Annotated in this window: 10 protein-coding genes and 1 pseudogene; 3 read left to right on the top strand and 8 right to left on the bottom strand. The window is 54.3% G+C overall.

What is annotated here, in order from left to right; translation table 11 throughout:
- Nucleotides 1–71: 71 nt before the first annotated feature.
- Together C0623_11105 and rplU are read right to left on the bottom strand one after the other, a co-directional pair.
- A complete protein-coding gene (locus C0623_11105) occupies nucleotides 72–326 on the bottom strand; it encodes a 50S ribosomal protein L27 (protein ID PLX98880.1) in 255 nt (84 codons plus the stop codon).
- A 12-nt stretch (nucleotides 327–338) separates the two neighbouring features.
- Nucleotides 339–647 (bottom strand): 50S ribosomal protein L21, encoded by a 309-nt coding sequence (gene rplU / locus C0623_11100; protein PLX98879.1) that lies wholly within the window; start codon nucleotides 645–647, stop codon nucleotides 339–341.
- A gap of 395 nt (nucleotides 648–1,042) precedes the next feature.
- Between rplU and C0623_11095 the strand changes: the two genes are divergently transcribed.
- Both C0623_11095 and C0623_11090 read left to right on the top strand, forming a co-directional pair.
- Nucleotides 1,043–1,840 (top strand): hypothetical protein, encoded by a 798-nt coding sequence (locus C0623_11095; GenBank protein ID PLX98878.1) that lies wholly within the window; start codon nucleotides 1,043–1,045, stop codon nucleotides 1,838–1,840.
- 72 nt (nucleotides 1,841–1,912) lie between these two features.
- Nucleotides 1,913–2,593, top strand: coding sequence for a hypothetical protein (locus C0623_11090; protein PLX98877.1), 681 nt, complete (start codon nucleotides 1,913–1,915; stop codon nucleotides 2,591–2,593).
- A gap of 85 nt (nucleotides 2,594–2,678) precedes the next feature.
- Here the strand turns inward: C0623_11090 and C0623_11085 are convergent, their stop codons facing one another.
- From C0623_11085 to C0623_11065, 5 genes are all read right to left on the bottom strand, one after another.
- Nucleotides 2,679–4,190: an Rne/Rng family ribonuclease gene (locus C0623_11085; GenBank protein PLX98876.1), complete on the bottom strand. Its 1,512-nt coding sequence runs from the start codon at nucleotides 4,188–4,190 to the stop codon at nucleotides 2,679–2,681.
- Nucleotides 4,191–4,400: 210 nt separating this feature from the next.
- Complete coding sequence (locus tag C0623_11080) at nucleotides 4,401–6,899, bottom strand: B12-binding domain-containing radical SAM protein (protein ID PLX98884.1); 2,499 nt, start codon at nucleotides 6,897–6,899, stop codon at nucleotides 4,401–4,403.
- 145 nt (nucleotides 6,900–7,044) lie between these two features.
- On the bottom strand, nucleotides 7,045–7,422 hold the full coding sequence (locus tag C0623_11075) for a hypothetical protein (protein ID PLX98875.1): 378 nt from the start codon (nucleotides 7,420–7,422) through the stop codon (nucleotides 7,045–7,047).
- A gap of 90 nt (nucleotides 7,423–7,512) precedes the next feature.
- Entirely contained in the window at nucleotides 7,513–9,303 is a 1,791-nt protein-coding gene (locus tag C0623_11070; protein PLX98874.1) for a hypothetical protein, read from the bottom strand.
- A gap of 24 nt (nucleotides 9,304–9,327) precedes the next feature.
- Complete coding sequence (locus tag C0623_11065; protein PLX98873.1) at nucleotides 9,328–10,410, bottom strand: cytochrome C; 1,083 nt, start codon at nucleotides 10,408–10,410, stop codon at nucleotides 9,328–9,330.
- A gap of 268 nt (nucleotides 10,411–10,678) precedes the next feature.
- Between C0623_11065 and C0623_11060 the strand changes: the two are divergent.
- Nucleotides 10,679–11,602, top strand: a pseudogene (locus C0623_11060) (LysR family transcriptional regulator).
- 34 nt (nucleotides 11,603–11,636) lie between these two features.
- Here C0623_11060 and C0623_11055 read toward each other — a convergent pair.
- Nucleotides 11,637–11,942 (bottom strand): molecular chaperone DnaJ, encoded by a 306-nt coding sequence (locus tag C0623_11055; GenBank protein ID PLX98872.1) that lies wholly within the window; start codon nucleotides 11,940–11,942, stop codon nucleotides 11,637–11,639.
- Nucleotides 11,943–11,957 lie beyond the last annotated feature (15 nt).

The raw sequence follows: 11,957 nt of genomic DNA, 5'->3' as shown, positions 1-11,957 counted from the left end.
CCGTACAAATGAAAAACGCCCGAAGTCCGCAAAGGGACTTCGGGCGTTATAAGTCTGATTAGCCCGGATGATCAGTTCGGATAGACGCTGATCTTCTGGCGTTTCTTGTCCTTGCGTTCGAATTTGACGACGCCGTCAACCAGAGCGAAGAGGGTGTAGTCTTTGCCGCAGCCGACATTGTTGCCGGGGTGAAAGGTGGTGCCACGCTGACGGACAAGAATCGAGCCGGCGGTCACTTCCTGACCACCAAACCGCTTGACGCCGAGGCGTTTGCCGGCACTGTCACGACCGTTACGAGAACTACCTGCTGCTTTTTTATGCGCCATTTTCAGTACCTCCTATGATTCAATGCCGGTGATCTTGACCCGGGTGATCGGCTGACGATGACCATTCATCTTGCGATGGGTCTTGCGCCGCTTCATGTGGAAAACCCGAATCTTCTTGTCCTTCCCCTGCTCGACAATCCGGGCCACAACCTTGGCCTTGTCGACCAGCGGAGTGCCGACCTTGACATCGTCGCCACCGACGAGGAGAACTTCGTTGAATTCAACACTGTCGCCGACAGTGCCGTCCAGTTTTTCGATCTTGAGAAGATCGCCTTCGGCAACCTTGTATTGCTTGCCACCGGTTTTAATCACCGCGTACATTTTATTCACCTCTTGAACTTTTTTATATCCGTAGTTTAGCTTAAATCAGCAAAACGGGACTATATGTTTTTTATCTATCCCCTGTCAAGAAAAAAACCGGGGTTGTTATTGGTTCCGGGGAGTGTTTTTGAGCCGATTCCGGTTTCTTTGAGCGCTTATCCCGTTACCACTTATCCAATATATGACAACGTATCTTGCTTTTTGTTGATGATTATTAGTATTATGCCAGCAAGTAGATTAATGAAAATAATAAATTTTCTGTAGATGTCAAATATATTATTCGCTAGTTGATGCCATCAATTAGTGAACTCGGGGAGGTCTTAACTGTGTATCGATTTGCGACCTGTGTCTTCTTGCTTGTAATGACACTTATAATGTCCCTGCCGGAATCAGGTATGGCTCAAAGTCTGGGGGCGGACCAGTTCAGCGGCCAAACTCAAGATGCCGAGAGGAAAGAACTTCTCTCCACATTAACCCCACTGGTTCCTCCCGATTTTTTTGCACCGAAGGCTCCGCCGGCAGCACCGGGGATGACCTTCGGGACACCGACTGCTTTTGGTGCCGGCTGGCGCCAGGGCTTTGTCGGCCTTTCGGGTATTGCCTGGCTCGATAATGATGTAAACGACAACGATGTCGATGGCTCTATGTCATTTGGTGCCGGTTTCGGTGATGCCTCCGAAACCGTCGGGGTTGAGCTGTCGGTCGGTATTATCAGCCTGACCAATAATTTTGCCGATAGCGGTACGGTCGGTGCGAAAATACATAAAATCATACCTGACACCGATGGTTTGGGGGTGGCGCTCGGTTGGGACAATGTTCTTAACTGGGGTGATGCCAAGAAGGCTGAAGATACCGCGTATGTTGTGGCGAGCAAGAAATTCATCCTGCGCCCGGAGGCCGATCACCAATATCCTTTGTCGGTCAGTCTTGGTGTCGGTACCGGGACCTTTCGAACCATTAACGACATTGCTGCCGACAATAATGATTTGAATCTGTTCGGCAGTGTCGGCGTCCAGGTCCTCCCGAAACTTTCTGTGGCCTCAAGCTGGACCGGCAGCCAATTGAATGTCGGCTTCGGTGTCGTTCCTTTCGACTCCCCGCTGGCAGTAACGATAGGCTTTAATGATGTTACTGAAAAGAAAAGTCTCGGGGCGGCTTTTGCAATGAATGTCGGCTACTCTTTTTCATTCTAGCGACTAATCGGGAATGTGAAGGGCAAGACGGAAGATTTTGACTCACCGGAATCGGTGACGAAGGAGAAGTTAATGGATTCGAGTAAAAAAATAACTAGCATAAATATAATGGTTGCCGCGGTTTTTTTTCTCTGCCTGTTTGCTCCTGAAATGACTCTGGCCGGAACGAATCCTGTTGTTGCCGTGAGTGATTCGAGTGCCGGGGGTGCAATCAATTACGAACCACTGGTCACATCGACCGAAGCAGGAGCGGATATCGCATCAGGTGGGTCGTCTTCCGTGGAGATCTCTCCCGGTGTTCTGGTGACAGCCTCCACTATGGAGACGGCGGTCAACAGTGGCAGTTTCGGGATGGATCAGATCTCGGATGGTTTTGGCTCTGGTGGTGTCGTGGTAACCCTGTCGGAACAAACGGCAGAAAATGTGAGGATGGCTGCAGAAAATCCTTCTCTTCTTGTAAACGAAGCGGCCAGGACTCCCCTTGATGTGTTGCAGTCACTTTCGACAGCCCTGAATCTGAGTGGCCTGGTGGTGACTATGCCGAATGGCAAAGAGGTGACTCTGACCTCGATTGTGGAAAATACGACTGCGGCCTTGAGTAGTGGAGATCCGACGCTTATCGGTACTGCGATCAACGATGCCGCAATTGCCTTTTCGCAAGTTGTAAAAAGTGGTGCAGATCTGGCCGATATCCGGAATGTTGCCGATGCAATTGCTGCTTTGCTTGATGCTGCCCGGGGCTCTTTGAGTTAATCCTCAACACTAAAAGCGCGAGCGCCCCTGTCCTTCAGATGAGGAACAGGGGCGTTTTTTTGAGCTCATTGTTTCAGAAAACAGGTTATCCGATTACGATTTCAAACTGTTCCTGATGGAAGTTGTTTCGGGCGGTGATGGCGATCTGTTTTTCGAACAGTCGTTCAAGTTCCTCGATGCCGTTTCTCTCCTCATCATAAAGCAGGGCGGCGATGTCGGGATGGACCAGCAACGTAACGCGATAGCCCGGCATGTTCCCGATATCCCGGCGCAGTTCCCGGAAGATTTCGTAGACCATGCTGGTCCGGCTCTTGACGTAGCCCTTGCCGTCACAATAGGGGCAGGGCTCGCAGAGGGTTCGGCCGATACTTTCCCGGACACGTTTGCGGGTCATCTCGACCAGGCCGAGCTCGGAAATCTTGAGGATGTTGGTCTTGCTCTTGTCATTTTTAAGGACCTCTTCAAGCGCCGAGTGAACCTTGTCGCGGTGCGCTTCGCGCTCCATGTCGATAAAGTCGATAATAATCAGGCCGCCGATGTTGCGCAGCCGGAGCTGAAACGCGACTTCCTTGACCGCCTCGAGATTAGTTTTGAGGATAGTGTCTTCAAGGTTGTGCTTGCCGACAAAGCGGCCGGTGTTGACATCGATGGCGGTCAGCGCCTCGGTCTGGTCAATGATGATATAGCCGCCGCTCTTGAGCCAGACCTTGCGCCCGAGCGCCCGGGCAATCTCGACTTCAAGGCCGAAGGCATCGAAAATCGGCTCGCCGCCGTCGTAAAGTTCGATGCTGTAATTGATGTTCGGCATAAAGGTGCCGAGAAAACGGACGATCTTGTCATGCTCCTCGCGTGAATCGACCACGATCCGGCTGACATCCTCGGAAAGGATGTCGCGCAGCACCTTGCTGGTGACATCGAGATCGGAGTGGATCAGTTCGGTCGCACCGCGGTTCTCCTGGCGCTTCCCGATATCCTCCCAGACCCCGAGCAGAAACTCCATGTCGGCCCGCAGCTCCTCAACCGACTTCCCTTCCGAGGCGGTGCGGACAATGAAGCCGCTCCCTTCCGGACGGAGTTCCTCGACGATCGATTTCAGCCGCTCCCGTTCTTCTTCACTTTCGATGCGCCGCGAAATGCCGATATGGTCGACGGTCGGCATGTAGACCAGATGGCGGCCCGGTAGCGAGATGTGCGAGGTGATGCGGGCGCCCTTGGTGCCGATCGGCTCCTTGGCGACCTGGACCACAATCTCCTGGCCTTCCTGCAGGAGCTCCTCGATCGGCGGCAGAGGTGGCCTTTCCGGCTCCGGCTCGTCGCTCGGGCCGTGATAATGATCTTCGCCCTCGATGAAGTGCTCGACCGCTTCGATTTCATCAAGGACATCGGCAACGTAGAGAAACGCCGCCTTCTCGAGCCCGATATCGACAAAAGCAGCCTGCATGCCAGGCAGCACCCGGGCGACGCGGCCGAGGTAGATATTGCCGACGATCCCTTTTTCCCGGGTCCGCTCGATGTAGAGCTCGGCAATATGGTTGCTCTCCAACAGGGCGATCCGGGTCTCCTGTGAAGTCGTATTGATGACCAGTTCTTTGGTCATGGTTCCTCCGTGTTTTCATTGGCGGCTGATGAAACAACCTCGCCTGCGGCGTTGCCTTGAACCTCGTCGCTGCGACGTAGCTGCTGCTACGCCTCACTCCTCGGTTCGGCGGGCGCCTTGCATTCAAGGCTGTTTGATCAGCCTTACTTTTAAATTCGTTGAAAGTATTAAAAATCTAAAGTCTAAACCGTAAATCAATAAATCCGGTTCTTATTCGTTCTCTTTGTCGTGCAGGACGACAGCGGTCTTGCGGACAGCCAGCTGCCGGGCGCTCGGTTCGTCGATTCCGAGCAGCCACGCCGCAACGCCAAACGGTGAACCCTTGTACAAGGTCAGCTCGAGCCGATTCCCTTCGAGGTTGATGTCGGCAACGTCCGGGCGCAGGTCGATTTCAAGCGGTCGGTTTTTCTTCGTTTTCGTGAACGGAACCGACGGGCTTTCAAGAAAGTCCGCAATTTTCTGCGACAGCTCGGCGGTGACTTCCGGAAACTCGATTGCATAGACCAACTTTTCAATGCTAGCAGAGGGCGACCCGGTTTTCCAGTAAAGTTGTCGGCAATCGAGGATTTCAAAACCTTCGGGGAGCTGTTCGTTGAGGGTTGCCCGCAGTCGGTCCGCAGGCCAGAGGCGCGACAGTTCGATATCGATGATTTCAGCGTCGCTGGCAACTCCGGTCGGCAGGGCATCGGAAAATGAGAGTTTAGGCTTCGGGTGGAATCCGCCGGAATAGCGGAGGGGCAGACCGGCCCGCCGGGCCGCCCGGTTGAAGACGGTCAGGTACTCAAGGTGGCCGACCAGTCGGGCTCGACCATCCTTGCGCAGCAACAGGCGATACCTGCAGCTTGCTTCCGGCAACTCCTCGGGAGCAGCCGTCGACGCGTCAGATAATTCAGGTTCGGCATAGCGCATGCGCAGTGCTTCGAAATCGCAGACACCGCAATTGCTGCAGACTCCCTGGCGGCAGTCGGGAGTCTCCTCTCCGGTCAGTGCCCTGTCCCGTTCTTTCAGCAGGTGGCTTTTCGGGATGCCGCAATCGATATGGTCCCACGGCAGGGTTTCGTCCTGCCGGCGGCGGCGCAGGTAAAAATCGGCATCGATCCCGGTTTCGGAAAGGGCCTGCTGCCAGAGGTCGTAGCGGAAATGGTCGCGCCAGCCGTCGAAACGGCAGCCGAGGTCGACCGCCCGTTCGAGAACCGGGACGAGCCGGCGGTCACCGCGGGCAAAAACCCCCTCGAGCATCGACAGCGGGGCATCATGCCATTTGCAACGGAGTTTCTTCTGCCGCAAGGCATCCTTCAGCAGATTCTGGCGCCGTTCGGTCTCTTTGAGGGGGATTTGTGGCTCCCACTGGAACGGCGTGTGCGCTTTCGGCACGAAGGTTGAGACGGCGACGTTGACATCGCCCCCCCCCTGGGTGCCGCGGCCGGTCCGCTTGGCGCGGTGAGCGAGGTCGATAATCGCTTCCAGGTCGGCATCGGTTTCGGTCGGCAGCCCGATCATGAAATAGAGTTTGACCAGGCGCCAGCCGAGTTCGAAAGCGTTACGTGTCGCCTCGAGCAGGTCGTCTTCGCTGATCCCCTTGTTGATGACCTTGCGTAAGCGCTCGGTACCGGCCTCCGGTGCCAGGGTAAAGCCGGTCTTGCGGACTTTCCTGATCTCTTCCATCAGTTCCGGCGTCAACGAGCCGACGCGCAGACTCGGCAGGGAGACGGCGATGTTGTTCTCGGCATAGCTTGTCATTAAATTCTTGAGTAACGGCTCGATACAGCTGTAGTCGCCGGTTGACAGTGAGAGCAGGGAAATTTCGTCGTAGCCGCTGTTGCCGAGTGCCGCAGAGAGCAGATTGACAATTTTCTGCGGCGAGCGTTCGCGCACCGGGCGATAAATATAGCCGGCCTGGCAGAAACGGCAGCCGCGGGTACAGCCGCGGGCAACCTCCATGGCGACCCGATTATGGACCGTGTTCATGAATGGCACGATCGGCCGGGTCGGAAAGGGCGCCTGGTCGAGATCGTTTATGAAGCGGCGCCGGACCCTGGTGTAATCCTCCCTGTTTGAATTGATTGCGGCAATTGTGCCGTCATCATGGTAATCGACGGAGAACAGTGACGGGATATAGAGACCCTCAATCTGCCTGAGACGATCATACAGCTCCGGACGGGACAGGTTCTCCTGCTTCGCCTGGCGTACGGTCTCGCACAGCTCGATAATAGCTTCTTCAGCGTCACCGATAATCGCGCAATCGATAAAATCGGCCAGCGGTTCCGGGTTGAAGGCGCAGGGGCCACCGACAACAACGAGTGGGTCGTTGTCGCTTCTCTGATCGCGGCGGCGCGGAACGCTGGCGAGGTCGAGCATGTTGAGAATGTTGGTATAGGAGAGCTCATATTGCAGCGAGAAGCCGACGATATCGAACTCGGCCAGCGGCAGCTGGTTTTCAAGGCTGCGCAACGACTCGTTTTCGCCCCGGAGCAGCGCCTCCATGTCGGGCCAGGGAGCGTAGCAGCGTTCGGCCGCGATCCAGTCGACATCATTGAGGATGTGGTAGAGAATGGCGTAGCCGAGATGGCTCATCCCGATCTCGTAGGTGTCGGGAAAGGCGAGCGCAAAGCGGAGATCGACCTTTGTCAGATCCTTGGTGATCGAGCCGAGCTCGCCGCCGAGATAGCGGGTCGGGCGTTCGATTTTGTTGAGCTGTTCCAGTGGCATGTCGTTGTCCCGATTTTTTTGCATAATCCGCCATTAGAGCATGAATGGCGAAAGAAAACCAAGAAGGATTCAATCTGTAGACAAAAAAAGCCCGGCTACCGTGGTAGCCGGGCGAAGGCAAAAAACATATTAGGAGTATGAAGAATTAGAAGTTGTAGCCGACTCCGATGTTTCCAGTGATTGCAGTACCATCCTGATCGCCATAGACATACGGCTGATCGTCGTCAAACTTCTCGTACTGAGCCTTGGCCATCATGTAGAGGTTGTCCGAGAAGTTGTAGGTGCCGCCGAGGCTGACATTGAGCTGGGTGTAATCCAAGTCAGAGTAGGTCGGCAGCATGGCATTCAGCTCTGTCCAGTTGGTGTAGAATGTGTTCAGGGCACCGTTGGTGTAAGTGGTTGCCGCATCTGATGCTGCCGGATCAAAGCCGGTCGGCGTTTGCCAGTTAAAGCCGTCCATGGATTCTTCGGCCTGGCTGAAGGCCGCGGCAAAGTTGAGGCTCAGCTTCTTGTTGACCGGCATGTCAGCGGTGAGAGACAGTGTATGTGCTTCAAGGGTATGTTCGACGTCGTCACAGATCGATCCAAACTGGACCGAATTGATTTCGCCCGCTCAGCCATGGTACCAGCCGACACACATCTTGTTCTCCGTCTCTTCTTTGTTGAAGTTGTATGCCATGGTCAGGTTGAGCCCGCCAGTTGTCGCAAACCACATTGAGGCGCCCGGTGCGAAGACCGACTGCTCGTATGAGTTATTGATAACGTCATTGCTTTCCTGCCGCACCCGGGCATACAGGGTCGTCGAAAACTGAGACGACGGGCTCCAGGTTGTCGAGACCTTTGCTTCATGCACCTCTTCCGGCATGTTGGTCAGATCGTCCTCGCGACGATCATAAAAGGCGTCACCATAACGCAGGTCAACACCGGATGCAGCAGTAATTACAACTCCGGTACCGGCAGATCCGTTGACATCGGTGAGTGGGACATTGGCCGCATTGTGATTCCTGAACGGATCTTCAATGTCCTCATACTGGTACTTGACGCGAACACTCAGTGCTTTGCTCAGGCGACCGTTGTAGGCGAGCTTGTAGATGCTCGCTTCGGTATCCCCCAAATCATTGTGCTCGCGGTCAATCTCTTCATACTCATAGCCGAGACGGACGGTCTGACCCTTGGCCAGTCGGATCAGTAGGTCGGCCTTGAGGTCGAGTTCATCGCGGGTCTCTTCAGAAGAGAAGTTCTGAACATAGTTGGCGCCGCTGACTGCTTCGTAAGTCAGGGTAAAGTCATCGCCTGCTATCTCCTGGACCTTGCCGGAGAGCGTCAGGATCATGCTCTTGCCGAGTCTTGTCTTGAACTTGGCGCCATAGGCGTTCAGTTCGCTGGTCAACTCGTTGACGTTGAGCGAGTAGATATCGGGGTCGCCGGCCTTGTCGCTTTTCGCTTCGGCGTAGACGTAGCTACCGACCAGTTCGCTGCCATTGACCATGTCAACACGGACCTTGGCGCTGTGTGATTGCTTCTGGGAGTCCGGAGTTTCATTGTAAGCGAGTTCATCCGGATAATCATAAAGCAGGCGGCCATCGAAGTTGCCGGTCGGATACGGCAGGTCGGGAGCGTTAGCGACATCTACCCGGTAGGTCGGCGCCGCGGCCTGCTCTTCGAACAGCCGGTTGAGGTAGTCGTACTCAATAGTCAGACCGCCGAACTTGCCGGTCAGGCCGGCGGTCAGATCTTCGGTCTTCTCGTTGATCTGCTTCGATTCGCCAACGACGTGACAGGCCGCACATTTGCTCAAGGTGATCGCCTGTTCGGTGCCCTCGCGCTCTTCGGTGCGGTAACCGACATGCAGGGTTACACCCGGCAGTTGCGGCAGAGCGATGTCAGCTTCATTCTTCATCTCACGCCGGATGATCATAAAATCCTCTTCCGGGGTCAGATCGTCACTGGCGATAGCAGGTTGCTTATCGGTAGCAGTGTTAGTGGTTGTTCCAGAACCCTTCATCGTGGCATTGAGGTAGTCGAGGGTGTCGTGGTCTCCCCAATGCTCCATGGTCTCCGATTCGCTGTGAATACGGATCAGGCGGTTGAGATCGAGATTCAGTTCCTGTGACTGGATATCGGTCCGGCTATTGCCGCCCTGATAATTGAGATCGAGATCGGCGGCTACGCCACCCTTGGCAGCTTCGAGCTTGACCTTGCCATAACCCTGAATGCCGTCATCCTCACGAATGGTTGGATATTCATTGACGCGCTTCACGTCATCGCTGTCGCTGATGCTGAGAGCAGATACGCCGGCTTCAAAGCTGCCGGAAAAGTCTGCTTCTTCCGCCCAGACAGTTGCCGGGACCAGGAAGGTCAGCAATGCAGCGAGAAGCAGCCAGATTTTACTCTGTGTGTTCATAATTATCTCCTTGCTTGCTTGCTGTTAGCGGGTCAGACCCTTGCCGGCATCCGGCCATCCGGTTTCCGGAGCGGCCTGTGACGGATAATCACTGCCGTGGACCACCTGGTGGCAAACGGTACACTTGGTGCCGAAAGCCTTATGGAAGCCCTGGGTGCCGTTCGGATTGGTGAATTCAACACCATTCGTAGTGTCAGGATCAAGCTTGTTGGTGGCGTCATAAACGCTGTCAATATCAAAACCTCCAAGAGCTTCACCATCCAGCATAATGTCATTTTGTGGCGTCGTATCTGTGCTGCCGATACGGGTCATGTGAAAATGACCTTCGTGGCACTGCATGCAGAGGAATGGCTCGTTCTGCTGGAGCAGGTTGTTGGCTACCGTGCCGTGCGGGTCGTGGCAGATGTTGCAGTCTTCCTGAACCGGGGCGTGCTCGAAAACGAACGGGCCCTGGTAGCGGGAATGGCAATCAAGACAGAGATCCTTGGCCAGCTCTTCGGTCTGCAGTTCCCCATGCGGGTTGTGGCAGTCGGAGCAGTTCATCTTCCCTTCCTTGATCGGGTGGTGCGACGGGAAGTTGGCTTTGGCCAGTTGCTCCTGGTGGCAGCCGAAACATAGCTCGGGATCGGACTTTTTGAGGTTCGCCTTGGCAGTCCCTTCACCGTGCATATCGTGGCAGTCGGTGCAGGTGACGTTGGCCAGGGCGTGCTCACCAAAGGTCCAGTCCATCAGGTTGCCGCTGGTATGGCAGCCGACACAGATTGCTTCGGCTTCCGCCGAATCAAGCTTGGCGGGGTTGAGGATTTTGGCGGTGTCGCCATCGCCATTGACATGCAGGCTTGCTTTACCGTGGCAGGATTCGCAGCCTTTTTGCCAGCCATTCAGCTCGAAATCGGCCAAACGACCATGCACGTTACTTGCGAAGGCGCCACTCACGTCTTCGTGACAGTCGGCACAGGCCTCGCTACCGACATAACTTGCGCCTTCGATCGACGGCATGGTCAGCGTCTTCTCCTGCATAACTCCGGTCGCACATGCGGCGAGCAGAATCAGCAGGGGAAGGAGCTTGAACAGCCGCTTTGGCCTGTTTAACTTGTTGTGGTACATACCTTCTCCTTTCCTGGGAACTTTCTTCAAAAACTTTATCGATTGGAAGTCTTTAACGCTTTTTCTCCTTTCCTGATCATGTTAAAATTCAAATTATTGAATATGTCAGCTATTCTGGCTTTATGATTGCATTAGATGATATTAAGTAATGGACACATATTAAGACAGGCTAAGTATCGAGACAAACGAATCATTTTAATAGGGCTATTAGTATTGTTAATACTTACCCATGTTGTTGTAAATCCGGCACGACAAGAAGAGGACCCTTATGGAGACCAGGTATTTTAAAACCCTGCTCAAGGTGATTGAGACCGGTAGCTTTTCCCGGGCCGCCGAAGCCCTTTACATCACCCAGTCAGCGGCATCACAACGGATCAAGATGCTCGAAGAGAATCTGGGCCATCAGCTTCTTGACCGCAGTGGTTCCGAGCTGGTGCCGACCGAAATCGGTCAGTTTGTCGCCCTTAAGGCGGGTGAGATTGTCGAAAAAGAGCTGGAGATGATGAATGCCCTGAAGAATATCTAAAGCGGCAAGCATCTCTCACTCTGCTGCACACCGGCCTTCGGAACCGCTTATCTTCCCCAGGTTCTGAACCGGTTCATCATGAAAAATGCCGATACCGAAGATCTGAAGTTTGTTTTTTCCCAACCGGAACAGGCGATCGCCGGGCTGCATAACCGTGAGTATGACATTTCAATTATCGAGCATTGTGACGATCGCGACCTGGCCGGCTTGCATACGATTGATCTGCCGCCGGATGAACTGGTCTTTATCAGCGCCCCGGATTGTGGCTTGGCAGAGAGCGTTAACATTGAAGAGCTTTTGAACTTCCGGCTTTACGCGAGACGCGATGGCTGCAGTTCGAAGAGATTACTGAAAAACAACCTGGCTACCCGGAACAAGACAATAGATGATTTCAAGAAGGTGGTGATCTCGGATGATCTGCGCCTGACCATCGAGACAGTGATGATGGGCGACAGTATCTCTTTTGTTTCGAAGAGTGTCGTTTCTCCGTACGCGGAAAGAGGCGAGGTCGATATCCACTACGTGGAGGGTTTTAATCATGTCCGTTGCCGGACAATAGCGATGAAACTGGATCGGACGAACGATGTTCTGCTGCAAAGCTTTGTTGATTGTGTGAACGAATTGTTCGAAGGGCAGGCGGCCGACTGCAAGGCCAAGTGCGCATAGTCTTTTTGTTGCACAGCAAGCATCAAGGCGGGCTTTATGTGCCGCCTTTTTTATTGCCGCCACCCCAGACCGGGTCGTCATGGAACTGGCGCTGGATGCGTTCTTCCGGATTTTGTTGCAGGTACTCCTCGAGCGTAAAACTGTAACGATAATTATTGCAGTATTCGCGCAGAATTTCGTAGGCGAGATTGATGCGGCGGATCTTGTCCTGGTCATCACTGCCGCGGTCCGGATGAAATTCCTTGACCAGCTTGCGGTGGCGCTTGCGGATTTCGTCGAGGGTCGCACGTTCGTTCAGATCGAAAATTTCCAGAGCGGTTAATAAATCATCGTATGCCATGTCAACTCTCCCGCG

This window comes from Desulfuromonas sp., assembly GCA_002869615.1.
Taxonomy (GTDB): Bacteria; Desulfobacterota; Desulfuromonadia; order Desulfuromonadales; family UBA2294; genus BM707.
Note: the sequence above shows the minus strand (reverse complement) of the source record. Positions and strands in the feature narration are given on the sequence as shown.

What these genes read in the sequence shown, in the direction of transcription:
- C0623_11105 (PLX98880.1), bottom strand. Translation starts at nt 326, where the DNA reads ATGGCGCATAAAAAAGCAGCAGGTAGTTCTCGTAACGGTCGTGACAGT.
- rplU (PLX98879.1), bottom strand. Translation starts at nt 647, where the DNA reads ATGTACGCGGTGATTAAAACCGGTGGCAAGCAATACAAGGTTGCCGAA.
- C0623_11095 (PLX98878.1), top strand. Translation starts at nt 1,043, where the DNA reads ATGGCTCAAAGTCTGGGGGCGGACCAGTTCAGCGGCCAAACTCAAGAT.
- C0623_11090 (PLX98877.1), top strand. Translation starts at nt 1,913, where the DNA reads ATGGATTCGAGTAAAAAAATAACTAGCATAAATATAATGGTTGCCGCG.
- C0623_11085 (PLX98876.1), bottom strand. Translation starts at nt 4,190, where the DNA reads ATGACCAAAGAACTGGTCATCAATACGACTTCACAGGAGACCCGGATC.
- C0623_11080 (PLX98884.1), bottom strand. Translation starts at nt 6,899, where the DNA reads ATGCCACTGGAACAGCTCAACAAAATCGAACGCCCGACCCGCTATCTC.
- C0623_11075 (PLX98875.1), bottom strand. Translation starts at nt 7,422, where the DNA reads ATGCCGGTCAACAAGAAGCTGAGCCTCAACTTTGCCGCGGCCTTCAGC.
- C0623_11070 (PLX98874.1), bottom strand. Translation starts at nt 9,303, where the DNA reads ATGAACACACAGAGTAAAATCTGGCTGCTTCTCGCTGCATTGCTGACC.
- C0623_11065 (PLX98873.1), bottom strand. Translation starts at nt 10,410, where the DNA reads ATGTACCACAACAAGTTAAACAGGCCAAAGCGGCTGTTCAAGCTCCTT.
- C0623_11055 (PLX98872.1), bottom strand. Translation starts at nt 11,942, where the DNA reads ATGGCATACGATGATTTATTAACCGCTCTGGAAATTTTCGATCTGAAC.